The 16,771-nt window shown below is 68.3% G+C and carries 16 protein-coding genes and 2 pseudogenes; 5 read left to right on the top strand and 13 right to left on the bottom strand.

Translation table 11 applies throughout. From position 1 onward, the window contains the following. The first annotated feature begins 185 nt into the window (after positions 1-185). The 3 genes from ACLJTM_RS31700 (at position 186) to ACLJTM_RS31690 (ending at position 2,958) form a co-directional block, all read left to right on the top strand. A complete protein-coding gene (locus tag ACLJTM_RS31700; protein WP_411107244.1) occupies positions 186-1,151 on the top strand; it encodes a LysR substrate-binding domain-containing protein in 966 nt (321 codons plus the stop codon). Continuing rightward, positions 1,148-2,017, top strand: coding sequence for a serine hydrolase (locus tag ACLJTM_RS31695; RefSeq protein WP_411107243.1), 870 nt, complete (start codon positions 1,148-1,150; stop codon positions 2,015-2,017). The genes ACLJTM_RS31700 and ACLJTM_RS31695 overlap by 4 nt, the downstream gene beginning before the upstream one ends. Before the next feature lie 722 nt (positions 2,018-2,739). Continuing rightward, the gene (locus ACLJTM_RS31690; protein ID WP_411107242.1) at positions 2,740-2,958 is read left to right on the top strand and encodes a hypothetical protein; all 219 of its coding nucleotides are present in this window, start codon (positions 2,740-2,742) and stop codon (positions 2,956-2,958) included. 1,639 nt (positions 2,959-4,597) lie between these two features. Here the strand turns inward: ACLJTM_RS31690 and ACLJTM_RS31685 are convergent. The 11 genes and pseudogenes from ACLJTM_RS31685 to ACLJTM_RS31635 form a co-directional block, all read right to left on the bottom strand. Further along, the gene (locus ACLJTM_RS31685) at positions 4,598-4,786 is read right to left on the bottom strand and encodes an SDR family oxidoreductase (protein WP_411107397.1); all 189 of its coding nucleotides are present in this window, start codon (positions 4,784-4,786) and stop codon (positions 4,598-4,600) included. Positions 4,787-4,891: 105 nt separating this feature from the next. Then, positions 4,892-5,821: pseudogene (locus ACLJTM_RS31680) on the bottom strand (IS5 family transposase). 53 nt (positions 5,822-5,874) lie between these two features. Continuing rightward, on the bottom strand, positions 5,875-6,348 hold the full coding sequence (locus ACLJTM_RS31675; protein ID WP_411107240.1) for a hypothetical protein: 474 nt from the start codon (positions 6,346-6,348) through the stop codon (positions 5,875-5,877). Positions 6,349-6,461: 113 nt separating this feature from the next. After that, positions 6,462-6,929, bottom strand: a pseudogene (locus tag ACLJTM_RS31670) (SDR family NAD(P)-dependent oxidoreductase). Beyond that, positions 6,926-7,708: an SDR family NAD(P)-dependent oxidoreductase gene (locus tag ACLJTM_RS31665; RefSeq protein WP_411107239.1), complete on the bottom strand. Its 783-nt coding sequence runs from the start codon at positions 7,706-7,708 to the stop codon at positions 6,926-6,928. The pseudogene ACLJTM_RS31670 and the gene ACLJTM_RS31665 overlap by 4 nt, the downstream one beginning before the upstream one ends. Next, positions 7,705-8,493 (bottom strand): SDR family NAD(P)-dependent oxidoreductase, encoded by a 789-nt coding sequence (locus ACLJTM_RS31660; protein ID WP_411107238.1) that lies wholly within the window; start codon positions 8,491-8,493, stop codon positions 7,705-7,707. The genes ACLJTM_RS31665 and ACLJTM_RS31660 overlap by 4 nt, the downstream gene beginning before the upstream one ends. Next, on the bottom strand, positions 8,490-9,803 hold the full coding sequence (locus tag ACLJTM_RS31655) for a beta-ketoacyl-[acyl-carrier-protein] synthase family protein (RefSeq protein WP_411107237.1): 1,314 nt from the start codon (positions 9,801-9,803) through the stop codon (positions 8,490-8,492). The genes ACLJTM_RS31660 and ACLJTM_RS31655 overlap by 4 nt, the downstream gene beginning before the upstream one ends. Continuing rightward, positions 9,800-10,033 carry an acyl carrier protein gene (locus tag ACLJTM_RS31650; protein WP_411107236.1) on the bottom strand — a complete coding sequence of 78 codons (234 nt, stop codon included), beginning with the start codon at positions 10,031-10,033 and terminating at the stop codon, positions 9,800-9,802. The genes ACLJTM_RS31655 and ACLJTM_RS31650 overlap by 4 nt, the downstream gene beginning before the upstream one ends. A gap of 68 nt (positions 10,034-10,101) precedes the next feature. Then, positions 10,102-10,833 (bottom strand): 3-oxoacyl-ACP reductase family protein, encoded by a 732-nt coding sequence (locus tag ACLJTM_RS31645; RefSeq protein ID WP_411107235.1) that lies wholly within the window; start codon positions 10,831-10,833, stop codon positions 10,102-10,104. Positions 10,834-10,850: 17 nt separating this feature from the next. Beyond that, complete coding sequence (locus ACLJTM_RS31640) at positions 10,851-11,813, bottom strand: ACP S-malonyltransferase (protein WP_411107234.1); 963 nt, start codon at positions 11,811-11,813, stop codon at positions 10,851-10,853. Between the two features lie 60 nt (positions 11,814-11,873). Beyond that, positions 11,874-12,146, bottom strand: a complete 273-nt coding sequence (locus ACLJTM_RS31635) for a DUF5988 family protein (protein ID WP_411107233.1) — start codon at positions 12,144-12,146, stop codon at positions 11,874-11,876. Positions 12,147-12,546: 400 nt separating this feature from the next. Between ACLJTM_RS31635 and ACLJTM_RS31630 the strand changes: the two genes are divergently transcribed. Both ACLJTM_RS31630 and ACLJTM_RS31625 read left to right on the top strand, forming a co-directional pair. Further along, positions 12,547-13,878, top strand: coding sequence for a tetratricopeptide repeat protein (locus ACLJTM_RS31630; RefSeq protein WP_411107232.1), 1,332 nt, complete (start codon positions 12,547-12,549; stop codon positions 13,876-13,878). Between the two features lie 366 nt (positions 13,879-14,244). Then, positions 14,245-15,549: an SDR family oxidoreductase gene (locus ACLJTM_RS31625; RefSeq protein ID WP_411107231.1), complete on the top strand. Its 1,305-nt coding sequence runs from the start codon at positions 14,245-14,247 to the stop codon at positions 15,547-15,549. 235 nt (positions 15,550-15,784) lie between these two features. Here the strand turns inward: ACLJTM_RS31625 and ACLJTM_RS31620 are convergent, their stop codons facing one another. Continuing rightward, positions 15,785-15,931, bottom strand: a complete 147-nt coding sequence (locus tag ACLJTM_RS31620; protein ID WP_411107230.1) for a hypothetical protein — start codon at positions 15,929-15,931, stop codon at positions 15,785-15,787. Between the two features lie 134 nt (positions 15,932-16,065). Continuing rightward, positions 16,066-16,290: a hypothetical protein gene (locus tag ACLJTM_RS31615; protein WP_411107229.1), complete on the bottom strand. Its 225-nt coding sequence runs from the start codon at positions 16,288-16,290 to the stop codon at positions 16,066-16,068. Between the last annotated feature and the right edge of the window lie 481 nt (positions 16,291-16,771).

Raw genomic sequence — 16,771 nt, 5'->3', positions numbered from 1 at the left:
GGGTTCAGGGGCAGGCACGTACGCCACGGCGCAGGCGCCCACGCCGACCGCGAAGAGCAGAGTGATGAGAGCCAGAGCGGGGAACGAAGAGGTGAACATGTCCCCAGATCAGACACCGCCACCAAAATCATGTCCAATATCTGCATCAAGCCCGTATTGATATGCTTCTGATATCATTCCTGTTCATGGACATAGTCGGACATGTGCGGTGCTTCATCGCTGTTGCAGAGGAGAGACATTTCGGTCGAGCCGCCATCCGACTGGGCATGGCCCAGCCGCCCCTCTCCCAGCGCATCCAGCGCTTGGAGAAGGAGCTCGGCCTACGACTCTTCGAACGCACCAGCCGCAGCGTCACCCTCACCCAGGGCGGCGCCCTCCTGCTGGACGACGCACGGGCTCTGATCGCCGCTACCGACACGTTCCTGGCCAGCTCCGCCCGCATCCGCGACGGCCACACCGGCCTCCTGCGCGCCGGCCTCCCGTACGGCATGGCCGGCGAACCCGTCGCCGCGATCCTCGCCAACCTGCACCGGCACCAACCCGGCCTCAAGGTGGAACTCCACGAGCTGTCCACCACCGAACAACTCACCCGCATGACCTCGCACGAACTCGACGCAGGGCTCATCCACCACCCCTGCGACACCACAGGACTCGAACTCGGCCCAGTGCTCCGCCGCGAACTCGGCGTCCTCCTGCCGCCCGCCTCATCCCTGGCCACACGAGACGAAGTGCCACTGTCCGCCCTCACCGGACATGACCTGATCCTCTTCCCCCGCGCAGATGCCCCCGCCCTCTACGACGACCTGCTCACCACCTGCGCACGCGACGGCTACACCCCCCAAACTGTCCGCCACGGCAAGGGCGACAGCTTCATCAGCGGCCTGATCCACTCCGTCAACGCCGTCACCTTCACCCCACCCGACCCCGCCCACCCGACCGACGGCGACGGCACTGGCATCGTCTGGCGCCCCCTGGCCGGCACCCCCCTCGCCTGGCGCTTCTCCACAGCCTGGCCCAAGAACCGCAACAGCGCCGCCGTCACCGCCTTCGCCGACGCCGCCCTCAACGTCCTGCGTGACACCCCCGGGGTCTCCACCGACCTCCCCCCGCGCACCCTTCACCTGCGTCCGGCATCGGAGTACTGGCTGTGAACCCCCTCCAGCGCATCCACACGGCCTTCGCCGAAGCCGGCGCAACCGGCTGGCTCCACGCCGTCGACATCGACACCGGTGCCGAGATCAACGTCGGCGCTGACCACCTCGTTGTCACCGCCAGCGTCCACAAGCTCTGCCTGCTCCTCACCCTCCACCAGCACGCCGAACAAGGCCGCCTGGACCTGACCGAACAAGTCGAATGCCCATCCGGCGGACGCACCGCAGGTCCGACCGGACTGGCCGCGATGCTCGACCCCGTCCGGATCTCCCTGCGCGACGCCGCCTACCTCATGACAGCCCTCAGCGACAACGCCGCCGCCGAACTCCTCCTCGAACGCGTCGGCCTCGAAGCCGTCAACACCACCACCCAAAGCCTCGGCCTCACCCACACCCGCGCCCTGCACACCTTCGCCCAAAACCTCACCACCATCCGCGAAGACGCCGGCCCCGACGGCGCACAAGCCCTAACCGACCCTCACGTCATCGCCCGCCTACGCGCACTGGACCCCGCCCGCACCAACCACAGCACCCCACGCGACATGACCCGCCTCCTCACCGCCATCTGGCGCGATGAGGCCTGCACACCCGAACACAGCGCCGCGATCCGGCGCCTCCTCGCCCTTCAGGTCTGGCCCCACCGCCTGGCCTCAGGATTCCCCTTCGACGACGTCCACGTCGCCGGAAAAACCGGCACCCTGCCCACCCTCCGCAACGAGATCGGCGTCATCGAATACCCCGACGGCGGCCGCTACGCCATCGCCGTCTTCACCCGCGCCGCCAACCCCGCCGCAACACTCCCCGCCATCGACGCCGTCATCGGCACAACCGCCCGCATTGCTGTCGGCGCCCTCCGTACCCGATAACCCGATATTTTGCTTGTCGGGTAACGGCATCCCCGCCTGCCTGCCAGCCTGGCATGGGGGGAACCCGCACAGTGACTGGAGAAGCGTCCCCATCGCAACCTGCGGAGCAACGCTAGCCCGCCGACGATGTCAAGGTAAGGCGGAGCCCGGCAGGGGTCGGACCACGCGCCTGTAACTTTCGGCCAAGAAGGGGCAAGAGGGAGGGGCGCGTGTAGAGGCGGTGCCGGCCGGGGAGGGACCGAGGAGACACCTACACCCGGGGGACGGCGCGGTCTGCGGGCCGCACGCTGACTGAACAGAGGACCAACGCATGGCCAGCGGCACCGCGAAGCGAACCGAATCCGAAAAGGGCTTCGACTCCATTGCCCAGGACGGTGTCGGCCGGGACGTTCTCGCCCACACTCGACACCTCCGGCCACGGATGCAGGGAACTGACCAAAGGCGAAGCGGCCACCCATGACGTAACGCAGGGTCGAAGTTCCCGTAGACCGCTAACGTCATCCGCTCGTGCCCGCAGGCACCGTCTGGTCCGCTCACGCCCAGGTCACGCGACATACGCCCCCGCAGCATCGGAATGTGGGACGTTTGTGCCCGGCCGAAAGGATCCCCTTGCGCTCCCAGGAACCAGGCAGCACCAGGCCAGCCCGCAGCCGCGGAGTTCGCCGGCGCGGTCCGGCTGCGGGAGCTGCAGCGCAGGCGGCCGGGACCCTAGGGCCAGTGTCATGAGCGTGCCGACCAAAACTGCCGCCCACCTGAAGCAAGGTGACGTGATCGGCTACGAGGGCCAGTGGCGCAAGGTTCGGGCCCTGAAAGCGGCAACCGACACGCTGGGCGAACCGTTGGTGGTTGTGGCTTGGGAGGAAGGAGGCATCGACAGCTTCTCCGCCGCGGACGAACTCCTACTTGAAGCGCCGCCGAAGCCGACTTGGACGCAGCGCTGAGCCAAAGTGTCCCCGGCCACCCCGGTGGCGAAGTCGCGGCCGGAGGGCCTTCACGTCGTTGACTGGAAGGGACGCACACCCGGCCCCCACGCACGGCACGACCTGGGCGTACCACCATTAGCGCATTGGTTGTGGTGTTGAGGACAACATCATCGACCGCGGATTCCAAACTGTCTTGGATGCTCTCGGCCTCGAGAAATTCGCAGCATGGGCCTTGGCCAACGGACTCGGGGGCGGATATCCGAGCGGCACAACCGTCTTTGTGATCCGACTCTTTTCGTGAACCGCTCGCAACCTCGACGATCATCACCAATCGCCCAGGATGAGGGAGGTGACGCGTGGCACTCGATCCGGCGGAATTCGGAGCCACGCATGTCGACCTCGTAAGGTGAGGCCTGGTCAGTCGTTGCGGACGGCAGGCACCACTGCGCTTCGAAGCGGTGGCACATAGGCGCACCATTCGCCTGCACTGCAATCTGGTGAACGAGAGAAGAGCAGGCCTTCTCCGAGGCTGCCGAGGCTGCCGAGAGGCAGGCAAATTCCACGCACTCTCGGCTCGCTATTCGGAGTGCAGGGAGCCAGGGGCGTGGCGGCTGCGGCAGTGATCACGCCAGACAGAGCGATCAAAGCGCCAATCGCGAGAAGGGCTCCTCGGATGGTATTGCGCATGGTTCCTCCTGTTCGTGCCCGCTGGAAAGGGCGAAGCCAAGCTGACCTGATGCCACAAGCAAGCGCACTTCAAGCTGCACCAAACGGCGCAAAGTAGGCCTGCATGCCAAGACCGGATCCGGGGCCTTGCTCTTGCGGAGGGCGGGGCATATGCCAGAGGTGAACTGCGCAAGTGCACATTCAGGCTGCGCTTGACAGGCCCCATGAGGCATTCTGGGCACGAGCCCCATCCTCCCGAAGAGCTCGTATCAGGACCTTGTTTGGCGTGTCCACACTCCTGGGACGCCTCAGGTGGCCAGAGCGACGAAAGTCGAGCGGGCGCACTCCGGCCTGAATCCCACTCTCGGCCAGCCAGGAACGAGCACATTGGCGCGCGTGGATCGAAGGCTCGTCCACGACCACTCACCGCCCTGGACCACGCCGGCCATCGCGTGGGGGTTATTGGAGGACGGCGTGGCTGGTTGGTGCCCGGCGGGAGGTGTTCCGATTGGGCGGAGGCACTGCGGACCTTGACCCGGCTGGTGACGCCAAGCGCGGCAGCCGGAGGAGCTTAGATAGCTCAACAGAACACACACAAAGGCTGCCACCCCGCAAAACGCGGGGCCCTTGCCGCATCAGGGTGATCTCCGGCTACGAAAAATGTCAGGGCCACGTTCAGGCGTACGCCGACACTGCGTGTCCCGGTGTGTTTCGCGGCCGCTGTGGAGGATGTCCAGGTGGGCGGGCTGCGTGCGGCCGCGCTGGTGGGGGCGACCGCTTGGTGACGGGGCCACCTTCGACTGCGCATGAACTGGCGGCCGCTTTGGCGGGACTGGATCCGGCTGCCGTGGTGAAACGTCAGGTCCGCTCCAGCCTGGCCTCTCGCGGGGTATCCCAGTCGCGGGACGGCCGAGCCGGGTCCGTCGGTCCCACATCATGGACGGGCTCATGCCAGCGCGTCCCCGGGGCGGTGGGGTATAGCCGCGGGCTGTCACCGGATTGGGGGTTCGAGCCTGCTGGTGCTGGCTGCGAGGTAGCCGATGGTCATGCCGCCGTCGGCACAGACGGTCTGGCCGGTGATCCAACTCGCGGCGGGCGAGGCCAGGAAAAGGACGAGGGCGGCTAGTTCCTCTAAGCGGCCGAGCCGGTTCATAGGGGTGAGGGAGGTGGCTGCTTCCAGGATGTGGGGGGCAGGTGGGCGGTGTCGTTGTCACCGGCGATCAGGCTGCTGGAGGCGGTGTTGACCCGGATACCCAAGGTGGCGTACTAGGACCTGTCCGGGCGATCACGTTCGTAGCCAGATGGTGAGAGCTGCTGCTGTTGTAGTGCCGAGGAAGACATAGCCGCGCTTGTCGTAGCGAGTGGCCACCGCCCGGTGCTGCTTCAAGCGGTTGATCGCTCGCTCGACGGTGTTGCGTTTCTTGTACCGCTCTTCATCGAAGCCCGGTGACCGGCCGCCGCGTGAGCCCTTGCGCTTGCGGGCGGCCTGGCTGTCGGACTTCTCCGGGATCGTGTGCCCGTCCCCGGCGGCGCAGGTACTCACGGCACGGACCGTTGCTGTAGGCCTTGTCGGCGGCGACGCTGTCCGGCTTCTTTCGGGGCCTGCCCAGGCCGGTTTTCGGGGCGCGGATCTTCTCCAACACGAAATGGAACTGGGTGCAGTCCGCCCGCTCACCTGGTGTGACGATCAGGGACAGCGGTCGGCACCGGCCGTCGGCACTGAGGTGGAGCTTGGTGGTGAACCCGCCGCGCGAGCGGCCCAGGCCCTCACTTCCCGCACCACCTCCGCCAGGCGGGCGTGCAGACTCTGCCATGCGGTTTCGCCCTGGTGTTCTGCCCGCTCGGCCCCCTTTGAGGCCGGTGCGGGCGGCGGGTCGGTGCGGGCGCCGGCCGCGTGCTGATGAGCCCGCACGATGGTGGAGTCGACCGAGATGTCCCAGTCGATCTCGCCCGCCGCAGCGGCGGCGGCCTGCACCTGCTGAAGCAGCTGCTCCCACGTCCCGTCGCCCGACCACAGCCGGTGGCGTTCGTAAACGGTCTTCCACGGTCCGAACCGTTCGGGCAGGTCACGCCACTGCACTCCGGTCCGCACCCGGTGCAGAATCCCGTCGATCACCTGCCGGTGGTCCCGCCACCTGCCACAACGCCTGTTACTGACCGGCAGGAACGGCCGCAGCCGTTCCCACACTGCATCACTCAGATCACCCCGCCCCATGTCCACATCAACGATCCGCACCCGAGGCAGTAACCCGCTCCGCCGGATCCGTCCTAGTCTCCGGAGAAGCCGAAGATTCCCAGGTGAGTCGGCCTGTCATCGGAGTAGAGGACGATGTAGTAGCCGGTCCATCGCATCTGACACTCGCCGAAAAGGCTCCGCTCGTGCTCCTCATGGCTCGCAGCCTCATGGGCAGCGGCAGCGAGCTCTTCGTACTGCTCGACCGTCGGGCGGTCGGCGCCGAAGTGGTGCACCACGCGGCTGAGTGCCAGAGGGCGCAGGGTGCCGTAGTCAGCGATACCGGACTGCGTCGGAGGGGCATCCGTGGCAACAACCCTGTCGATGTCGAGGATCGTATGGGTGCCTTCTTCGCCCATGAACTCCTCATCCGCGTACAGGTCCTGCAGGCTTCGGTAGCGGGCACCGTCGCCGTACTGCTCCTGAAACACCCTGGCCTGCAGCGTCCGCAAGGCCGCCTCAGCATCGCCGTCGTACCCGGTGATGTAGTCCCATCCGCTGGCACCCATTGAGCCACCCCTCCCTGAAGATCGTGAATGGCCGAACGGTAACGGCGGGGACTGACAACGCCGGGGCTATGGCCAGAGGTCATTGACCACCACGATGATCGCCCGGACAGGTCCTAGACGGCGTGGCAGCGGGTCAGGTTTTCGATTGCGGCTTTGGACGCCCCGGCGGCGGCGTAGTAAGGCAGCACCATGGCAACGCCGACCGAGGAGAGGTTGACAACGGCGCATTGCTCGCCGGTCATCGTCCAGGGCGCGTTCCCAGTTGCGGGGCGTCAGGTCCGGGACGGGACGGAAAACGCCGGAGCGGCGTTGTTGACCAGGATGTCGAGGCGGCCGTGCCGGGCGCGGACTGTGTCGAACATGTCGTGGACCGCCTCACGGTCGCGGACATCGGCCTGAATGATCTCCGCGCGGTTGACGGGCAGGGTCTTGAGAGTGGCTTCTGCGGCGGCGCGGTCGCGGAAGCAGCCGAGGATGACGTGCGCGCCGGCAGCGGCGAACTGGGCGGCAGTAACGGCACCGATACCGTGCCCGCCGCCGGTGATCAGAACGGTTCGGCCGGCGAAGGTCTCGGTGGTCACGGCATGACTCCTGGGGTGAAGCCGTTGGCGCACAGGGAGTACCCGCCGTCGACGGCGAGGGTGTGGCCGGTGATCCAGCGGGCGGCGGGTGAGGCGAGGAACAGGGCGGCGGCTGCGACGGCGGCAGGGTCGCCGATCCCGCGCAGTGGTGTCGCGGCGGCAAGGACGGCTTCCAATTGCTTGGCTTGGGGGAAGCTGCGGGCGCGTTCGCCGGTCAGGAGTCCGGGGGCGAGGCAGTTGGCCCGCACCCCGCGGGGGCCGTATTCGGCGGCCAGGTAGCGAGTGAGGCATTCCACCGCAGCCTTTGCGGGTCCCGCGACCGCGCCGTAGGGGTTGACAGGAACGGACACGGTGATGTTGATGATGTTGCCGCGGGTGGTGGCGAGCAAGGGGAGCGCTTCCTGGCTGCACCACCAGGTGCCTTTGTAGTCGGTGTCGATGGCGCGGTTGAGGTCCTTGTCGCGCAGGTCGGCCAGGAGGGTGAACGCGCCGGAGGCGGCGTTGTTGATCAGGACATCCAGACGTTGGTGGTGTTCGGCGACGGTGGTGAACAGTTCGCGGACGCTGTCGCGGTCGGCGACGTTGGCGCGGACCAGGTCGATCTTGTGGCCGCGGTCCGCAAGGTCGGCCCGGGTGCGCTCGGCGCGCTCCTTGGAGCGGCACCAGGTCAGCACCACGTTCGCACCGGCGTCGGCGAACGCCTCGCCGATCACCGCCCCCAGCCCGTGCCCCCCACCGGTCACCACCACCGTCCGACCCGTGAATGTGGTCGGGGTCATGGCATGTCTTCGGGCAGGGGGTGGTCGGGGCGGATGCTGTAGCCGCCGTCGACGACCAAGGTGTGGCCGGTGATCCAGCGGGCGGCGGGTGAGGCGAGGAACAGGGCGGCGGCTGCGACGGCGGCAGGGTCGCCGATCCCGCGCAGTGGTGTCGCGGCGGCGGTCGCCGCCTGCCGGCGTGCGAAGTCGGGCAGGGTGCGGGCGCGTTCGCCGGTCAGGAGTCCGGGGGCGAGGCAGTTGGCCCGCACCCCGCGGGGGCCGTATTCGGCGGCCAGGTAGCGGGTGAGGGATTCCACCGCCGCCTTGGCCGGCGCGATCCCGCCCAGGTGGGAGGTGGTTGCGGTGGGGGCGGTGAGGTTGATGATGTTGCCGCGGGTGGTGGCGAGCAAGGGGAGCGCTTCCTGGCTGCACCACCAGGTGCCTTTGTAGTCGGTGTCGATGGCGCGGTTGAGGTCCTTGTCGCGCAGGTCGGCCAGGAGGGTGAACGCGCCGGAGGCGGCGTTGTTGATCAGGACATCCAGACGTTGGTGGTGTTCGGCGACGGTGGTGAACAGTTCGCGGACGCTGTCGCGGTCGGCGACGTTGGCGCGGACCAGGTCGATCTTGTGGCCGCGGTCCGCAAGGTCGGCCCGGGTGCGCTCGGCGCGCTCCTTGGAGCGGCACCAGGTCAGCACCACGTTCGCACCGGCGTCGGCGAACGCCTCGCCGATCACCGCCCCCAGCCCGTGCCCCCCACCGGTCACCACCACCGTCCGACCCGTGAGATCCGGAGCGATCCCGGTCATCGCGCCTCCTGGAGGGTGGGCGGTTTGATGACCAGGGCGGCGTTCTGTCCGCCGACGCCGAAGGAGTTGGTCAGCACTGGTCCCATGCCCACGGGACGCGCGGGTCCAGCGACTACGTCGATGCCCGCGCAGTCCGCGCCGAGCTCCTGGAAGCCGGCGGTGGGCGGCACCAGGCCGCGCCCGGCACTGAGTACGGCGACGACTGCCTCGGCCGCACCCGCCGCGCCGATCAGGTGTCCGAACACGCCCTTGGTCCCGGTGGCCGGTGGTGGCGCCCCGTTGAATGCGGTGAGCAGGGCCTGCGCTTCGGCGGCGTCGCCCAGCGGGGTTGCGGTGGCGTGGCAGTTGACCTGCGCGATGTCGGCCGGCACCAGTCCGGCGTCGGTGATCGCCTGCGTCATGCACAGGGCCGTCCAGCGGCCTCTCGGGTGGGGGGCGGTTATGTGGTGGCTGTCGGTGGTGCGCGCGTATCCGGAGATCTCACCGTGGATGCGTGCGCCGCGGGCCAGGGCACGGTCGTAGTCTTCCAGGAGCAGGAATGCGGCTCCCTCGCCCATGACGTAGCCGTCGCGGTGGGTATCGAAGGGGCGTGAGGCGGTGGCCGGGTCATGGTTGCGGGTCGACAGCGCCCCGGAGGAGCAGAAGGAGCCCATGTGCAGTGGGCTGACGCCGCCGGTATCCGAGGCTCCGGCCAGGACCAGGTCGGCGCGTCCGTCGCGGATCATCTGCGCGCCGGTGGCGATTGCGTCCGCGCCCGTGGCGCAGGCGGAGGAGACGGTGATGCTGGGGCCGTGCCAACCCAGCTCCAGGCCGATGTAGGCGACGGGTGCGCTGGGCATCTGCATCGATCCGAAGAACGGTGAGACGAACTGGGGCCCGGAGTGCTCGGCGACCTTGACCATGTCGTAGGCGATGTCGATGCCTGCGATACAGGTCCCGAACGCGATCGCGGCCCGCTCTGGGGCAATGGTGGGGCTGCCCGCGTCGGTGTAGGCGTCCAGGGCGGCCCCCAGGCCCATCTGTGTAAATCGGTCCATCCGCCGCAAGGCCTTTCCCGTCGCGTAAGCGGTGGGGTCGAAGTCGTGGACTTCGCAGGCGATGCGGGTGGGCAGGGTGCTCGCGTCGAAGCGGGTGACCTTGGCGGCGGTGGGGCGCCCGGCGAAGACTGTGTCGGCGAAGGTGGTCAGGTCGCAGCCGGCGGGTGTCTTGACGCCCATGCCGGTGATGGCGACCCGGCGGCGTCCGGTCCAGTTCGGGGCGGTGCCCGGCGGGGCCTTCGGGGCCGTCGGGGGGTCTTGGTCGTGATTCATGCCGCACCGGCCAGGGTGACCAAGGCCTCGACGGTGACGGCCTCGCGGACGTGGGCCTTGTCCAGGTGGATACCGTGCTCAGCCAGTGCCGCGGTCAGTTCGGCGAAGTCCAGGGAGTCGGCGTCCAGGTCTTCGCGCAGCCGCGCGTCGGGGGTGATCTTTTCCGGCGGGGCGCTGAGGATCTTGGCGATCAGGCCGTGCACGAGTTCGCGGGTTGCTTCGATTTCCACGGGTGTTCTCCTCGGATGCAGGGGGTCAGCGGGTGGGGGCGTTCGGTGGTTCTGATCGCTGTGGCCGGTCAGTGGCCCATTGACATGCCCCCGTCGACGGGGATGATGGCGCCGGTGACGTACCCGGCGGGGTCGGAACACAGGTAGGTCACCATCGAGGCGATCTGTTCGGGAGTGCCGAGGCGACCCAGGGGGATCTGTTGACAGAGTTGGTCGCGGCGGGGCCGGTCCAGGTGGGCAATGATCTGGGTGTCGACCAGGCCGGGCAGCACTGCGTTGCAGGTGATGCCTCGGGTGGCGAGTTCGCGTGCGGTACTACGAGTCAGCCCCAGCAGGCCGGCTTTGGCGGCCGCGTAGTTGGCTTGCCCGGCGGGGCCGGTTACCGCGGCGACGGAGGCGATGTTCACGATCCGTCCCCAGCGGGCGGTGAGCATGTTTGGGACTGCCATCCGCGTGCAATGGAACGGCCCGGTCAAGTTGGTGCGCAGGGAGACAGTCCAGTCGGCTTCGTTCATGTCGATCAGGAGCCGGTCGCGCAGCATCCCGGCGTTGTTGACCAGTACCGCGACCGGGCCCAGTTCGGCTCGGACGGTGGAGAACAATGCTTCGGTGTCGTCCAGGTCACCCACGTCAGCCCGTACCGGCAGGCATGTGCCCCCGCATGCGGTGATCTCCTTCGCTAGTTCTTCGGCTAGCACGGTGCTGTCGCGGTGCGTGATCGCGACCCGATGTCCCGTGGCCGCCAGTTGTCGTGCAACCGCTGCCCCGATGCCCCGTGAGCCGCCGGTGACGATCGCCACGGGCGGCGCCGGCCCGCTCACTGGCGCACCAAGGGCGCGGGCCGACCGAGAGTTCGGGCCAGTTCGGTGATGGCCTGCGGACTGGAGGCGTTGACCAGCCGAACCTGGTCCAGGGTGCGTTTGGCGATGCCCGTCAGGGTGCGTCCGTAGCCGGCCTCGATGAACGTCGTCAGGCCGCGGCGGGCCAGCAGGAGTTGCGTCTCGCGCCACCGCACCGGTGTGACCAGGTCGGCGGCTACCACCGCCCGCCAATCGGTGGCGCTGCCAGGGGGGTGGGCGACTGCGTTGTGCACGATCACCGCGCGGGTCGGGGCAAAGTCGATCTCCTGAAGGAGCTCCTGGAACCGGGCAGATGCTTCCTTCATCAGCGGGCTGTGGAACGCGCCAGCGATGTCGAGCTGGATGACGTCCGCAGCCCCGAAGCGGCGGGCCGCGGCCATCGACGCGCGCAGCCCGGTACGTGTACCGGAGATGACAGCCTGTTGGGGGGCATTGTCATTGGCGACCCAGCATTCGTGCTCAGCGCAAGCCGCCTCGGCGTCCGCGACCGGCATCAGCACCGCCGCCATGCCACCCGGGTGCCGCCGACAGGCTTCCTCGGTGACCAGCGCGCGCAGGGAGGCGACGGTGACGGCCTCCTTCGCGGTCAGGACCCCGGCCGCAAACAGGGCCGGGATCAGACCCAGGGAGTGCCCGGCCAGCACCCTCGGTGCCACTTCCTGTTCCAGCTGCGACCAGGCCATCATCGAGACCATCACGACCGCCAACTGCGTCTCGGTGGCCCCATTCGGCGGGACGGCCGGGTCCAGCAGCATCGGTACCAGCGGGCGCCCCAAATGCTGCTCGGCGTATTCGACCAGGTTCCAGGCGCGGTGCCCGTACCAAGGCACTCCCATGCAGGGGCCCTGGGAGCCCTGCCCGGGAAAGCCCACGGCGATGTGCTCGCCCCTCACTTCCGGGTGGGTGGATGTTGCGCACACGAATGACTCCTGAGGGAACAGTGCTGCGCGGTTCGGGCGCAGCGATGGGCTGTCGTCGCGCTACTCGGCGACGGTGGTGACGTAGATCCATTTGAAGACCGGCCGGGTCCCCACTGCGTCACCGGTGAACTCGAAGTGGTGCCGACGTCCGAGGTAGGTGACGGTCACCCGGTCGCCCTCCGCTGGTACCTCACCGTCCGCCAGTAGCCACGAGTCGCCGATCCCGGCGGGGCCGCCTGTCAGCAGGACCCGGCAGTCCGGGACCGATGCCGCGGCCGCGCCGGCCTCGTCGGGGCGGTGATGCGCCGCAGTGAGGAATATCGTGCGAGGCATGTCGGACTCCTTCTGGGCTGGAGTCGGCCACTGGGGGGGAAGTGGCCGTGTGTCGCGCCGAGCGATTTGCGCGACAGGTGGGATGTTCCGGACAGCTGCCCGCTACCAGTAGACGTGGACTGGCGGTGCCGACACCAGTCCCGCCCCTCCGCGGAGCGTGGAAAATCGCACGTGCGTGGAAAGACCGCCGATCTACCCAACACCCGGGTTGCTGACACCTCAAGAGGCCCCGCCCAGCGCACCAACAACTGGGGTTCGTGCACCGGCCCGGGCGGGACCGGCGAGCTCGGGACCGTCGCGATCACCGGGCCTTGACACCGTGTACAGGAGGGCGGTTATTACAGAACCAGAGCGCACCGTTGCTTGCCCCGAAGGGCCCCCCGGGGCGGGGAGGAGAGACATGGCGCATGAGCGGCAGCCCAACGAACGATTACGGGCGCTGACGGCCCAGGCCGGGTGGAGCGGAGCGGACCTCGCCGCCGCGGTCAACAGCGTCGGAGCCGAGAACGGACTGGATTTGCATTACGACCGCAGCACGATCGGGCACTGGATGGCGGGCACCCGCCCCCGCCCGCCAGCCCCTGCCTTGATCGCCGAAGCCCTGACCCGCCGCCTGGGGCGGCCGGTCTCGCCCATGGACTTGTCGACCGACCAGGTGAAGCACCCACCCCCAGAAACAAATTGGAAGGTGGACGCAGTGACGCGGTTGGTAGACCTGGACACCGCAAGACGCGACGTACCGCGGGGCGGTGCCTACAGCCTCCACGCCTGCGCGCCCCCGATCTGGGGCCAGACCCCCCGCCTGCCGCCGCCCACGATGCCGCCCGATGACCTGGCCGGCGCCTTAGCTGCACGGACCGCCACCGCGATGACTCGGGTGCTCTCCGACTGCGACGTCACGTTCGGAGGCGGACACGCCCTGGCCGCAGCCACCAGCTACCTGGCCCGGGACCTCGCGCCACGCCTGCGCACCACGCGTGCGGAAACTGCACGCAGGACCCTGTTCACCGCCGCCACGGAACTCACCTACCTGTGCGCGTTCATGAACTTCGACCAGAACCGCAACGACCGTGCCCAGGCCTACTACCACACCGCCCTGCAACTCGCGGTGGAGAACAACGACCCCGCCGCCTACGCGATCACCCTGCGGGCCCTGTCTGTGCAGGCCCACGCCCTAGGACACCACCACTCGGCCCAGACGCTGGCCGAGACGGCACTGGCCGGAGCACCCCGCAACCTCCCCGGCGCCACCCGTGCCTTCCTGCACGGACAGGGCGCCGTGAGTGCCGCTGCCACCGGGGACCGGCACACCGCTCTGGCCCACCTGAACACCGCCGAACGCCACCTCCAACGCGCCCGCGTCTCACACAGTGTAATCGGCACCTACCACCCCGCATCCCTAGCCCACCAACAGGCCACCGTCCTAGCGGCCCTGGGCGACCGGAGCGGGGCCATCACCATCCTTACCACCTCCATCCGCAACCGCCCCATCACCGAACGGCGCTCGCGCGCCCTGACCACCGCCACACTGGCTGAACTCCAGCTCGACCAGGGTAACCTCGACGAAGCCGCAGCCACCTGGCAGTCCTTCCTCGACGACTACCCCCACCTGAAATGCCGCCGCGCCGACAACGCCCTCAGGACGCTCCGCGCCCGCCTGCGCCCGCACTACCGCAACCCCGCCGCCCGCGCGACCCTGAACCGCTCCACCACGCCCCGGGCGACCCAGTAGTCGGCTGGGCCCCGTGTAGCGCCCTGCACGCGGCGAACGACACCCGTCACCGCTTCGTCGCCGAGACCACTCCGAGTGGCCGCCTCCCACCCTCAAACGCGGACGCGGACGCGTTCAACGTGCGCTCAACTTTCCGCACACCGACCACGCCCACATGCCCGCGAGGAGTCCTCGCCCCGCTCTACTTGAACGAGTACCGGAGCCGTCAGCCATCGCGCACCCCGCACTGATACGGAACCACCAAACCGGTTCCACCCCGATCTGTGCGACCGCAACGTGGACAAGGCCCCGGACTACGACACGTCTCCGGCCGACCCAGCGGCCTACTGGCCGCCATCCGAACACGAAACAGGAGGGACCCCAACGATGACAACGACGGGAATTGACGCCCGAGGTGTCGGCCCTCGAGCCGTACTGCTGACCGGTGCGACCGGCAGCCTGGGCGGGGAACTCGCCTTGGCCCTGCTAACACACACCCGCGCCACGGTGTACTGCCTTGTCCGCGCCGCGGACCAGAGCCATGCCACCGACCGCCTGCGGACACGCATGCTGCCGCTCACCGGCCACCCCTACCCCGCCCACCGGCTCATCGCGGTGCGCGGCAACCTGCTGGCACCCGACCTGGGACTCACCGACCGGGACCACACCGAACTCTCGACCGTCATCGACACGGTCCACCACTGCGGTGCCTCGGTGCACCTCACCGGCCCCTACCGCAAGCTCGCCCCCGCCAACGTGGGCGGCACCCGCTCCCTGATCACCTTCGCCCGACACATCGCCCGGAGCAGCGGCCAGCGGGTGCACTTCATCCACATCTCAACCCTGGCGACCATCGTACCCACCCCCATCCCCTCCGCCCTGCGCCTGGACGAGGCCACGCCCCCCTGCCACCAGGTCCTGCCCGACCTCGGCTACCCGCGCAGCAAAGCCGAAGCCGAAGAGGCCGCCCGCGACGCGCACGGAAACGGTCTGGAGACGACCGTGATGCGCCCCGGCGTCATCTACGGCCACTCAGGCACCGGGCGCACCTCAGATGCGGACCTGCTGGTACCGCTGTTACGCGCCGCGGTGGCACTAGGAACTATGCCCACCGGAGCCGGCGCGGTACCAGCCGACGCAGTGGACACGGTCGCCCGGGCAATCGTCGAACTGAGCCGTTACCCCACAGCCCCCGGGCACACCTTCCACCTCGTGCGCCGCACCCAACTCCCACTCACAGACGTTTTCGCCGCACTGCCCCGAGCCGGCTACCACCTGCGCACTCTCCCGGTCGAGCAGTGGTGGCAGTCCGTCCAGGAACACCTTGACGATCCGCAGGTCGCACCGTTGGCCGGACTCGGCGACATGGCGGCCTACCTGCTCGCTGCAGGCCCCCGCTACCAACACCCACCCGTCCACTCCGACGCCACCTGGACGGCCCTGGCCCACTGCGGAATGCCAGAACAACCCCTGGACCCCAACACCTTCGACCGGCTCGTCGACTGGCTGATCAACGACGGTGCCCTCCCACCACCCTCCCCCACTCGCGCTCCCATACCAGCGCGGCATCGGATGGAAGCACCGGCCAGCGCTGGCCGACCCGATACAACACCCGCCGTCGGCACTCCCGCTCCGGCCAGCGGTCCCGGATCGGCTACGAGAGCGGCCTCCAACCAGCAACAACTACGCTAATCCATCCCCGATAGACGTCTTCAACGTCCGGGGTCAAGGCGGTGAGGCCTTCCCCAAGGCCGGGGCCTGGTCCAGACCCGATTGGCAGCTCGACGTAAAGATCCTTATCAACGCCAGCTACCAGACCCTGGCGCTCAGACCGGTGGCCACGTAGTGCACCACCGCACCGCAAATGTGAGAAGAAGTCGCTGGCTGGTGCGGGGACATCTACGGACGCCAATGCACGGCGCACTCCTCACGCCGGATCCGCGTCGAGCACGGCATCGCACACCTCAGGAACTGACAGGCACTCGATCGCCACGTCGTCCGACGCGAGCAGGTGAGCGACACGATCCAGGTCATCGTCGGACGGCTCTCGCAGACCGCCATCCGCGGGGTCCATCAGCCACAGCATCTACCGCGTCGGTCAGCTCTGCTGCTCACGGTGAAACCCTCCGGCGTGGACGGCTCATTGCAGATGGGTCGTACAGGCGGTCCGGGCATCGGGTTGAGGGGCAATGGCCGGGATCTCGATGGTCATGGGCGAACGTCCCTCGCCTCGAAACGTGTGGGACCAAGGGCGAGAGTGAAGGTGACTTGTTGGTCTGCGGACAGGCTTCCGGACGCGCTCATGAGATCGGCCCGGGTTACGAGCACGGGGTCGGTGGAGCCCAGGGGGATGATCTCGCCGCGGCCCTGCCCGCGATCCCACCACAGGACGAACCCGGTGACTCGTTTCTCCAACCCCTCGTCTTCCGTCATGGCTTGCTCCTGCCCAGCAGACTCCAGCGGAACGGCACAGATGCCGCTGCGCCCGGGAAGTTCCCGCCACATCCGTGTCGTCCGGTTCGCTGCGTTTATGTGAGGGATTGCACGAAGGGATGAAGCGGTAGCCTCCTCCGCGCTGTCGAGATGCAGTCCTCGCCCCCCGCGTACGCCCGGCTACTTGCACAGCGCATCCCTATCGCCGTGCCGTGCAGGCAGGGCGCAGCAGGGCCTGGGGAGCGCTTCCGGAGGTGAGGTATGCAGCGTGCGCCGGGTGTAATGACCACAGAGGTCGGGGAGCACCACGGGCATGGACGCGCCAGATGGCCCAGTCGGTAGTAAGGAGCTCTCAGAGGGCGGTTCGTGAGTCTTCGGGCGGTTCTGTCGTCGCTTGATGGTGTGGGTGTGGACTGAATCCCGCGGTCCGCAGTCGTCGTTCTGGTGATGTGATGAGGTGACTGAACGCAAGCCGTACCCG

The sequence above is a fragment of the Streptomyces sp. cmx-4-9 genome, from assembly GCF_046548835.1.
Classification (GTDB): Bacteria; Actinomycetota; Actinomycetes; order Streptomycetales; family Streptomycetaceae; genus Streptomyces.
The sequence above is the reverse complement of the archived record's forward strand: the minus strand, read 5'-3'. Positions and strand labels throughout refer to the sequence as shown.

Coding starts and splice junctions, on each gene's coding strand:
- ACLJTM_RS31700 (WP_411107244.1), top strand. CDS start 186: ATGGACATAGTCGGACATGTGCGGTGCTTCATCGCTGTTGCAGAGGAG.
- ACLJTM_RS31690 (WP_411107242.1), top strand. CDS start 2,740: ATGAGCGTGCCGACCAAAACTGCCGCCCACCTGAAGCAAGGTGACGTG.
- ACLJTM_RS31675 (WP_411107240.1), bottom strand. CDS start 6,348: ATGGGTGCCAGCGGATGGGACTACATCACCGGGTACGACGGCGATGCT.
- ACLJTM_RS31665 (WP_411107239.1), bottom strand. CDS start 7,708: ATGACCCCGACCACATTCACGGGTCGGACGGTGGTGGTGACCGGTGGG.
- ACLJTM_RS31660 (WP_411107238.1), bottom strand. CDS start 8,493: ATGACCGGGATCGCTCCGGATCTCACGGGTCGGACGGTGGTGGTGACC.
- ACLJTM_RS31655 (WP_411107237.1), bottom strand. CDS start 9,803: ATGAATCACGACCAAGACCCCCCGACGGCCCCGAAGGCCCCGCCGGGC.
- ACLJTM_RS31635 (WP_411107233.1), bottom strand. CDS start 12,146: ATGCCTCGCACGATATTCCTCACTGCGGCGCATCACCGCCCCGACGAG.
- ACLJTM_RS31630 (WP_411107232.1), top strand. CDS start 12,547: ATGGCGCATGAGCGGCAGCCCAACGAACGATTACGGGCGCTGACGGCC.
- ACLJTM_RS31625 (WP_411107231.1), top strand. CDS start 14,245: ATGACAACGACGGGAATTGACGCCCGAGGTGTCGGCCCTCGAGCCGTA.
- ACLJTM_RS31620 (WP_411107230.1), bottom strand. CDS start 15,931: ATGGACCCCGCGGATGGCGGTCTGCGAGAGCCGTCCGACGATGACCTG.
- ACLJTM_RS31615 (WP_411107229.1), bottom strand. CDS start 16,290: ATGACGGAAGACGAGGGGTTGGAGAAACGAGTCACCGGGTTCGTCCTG.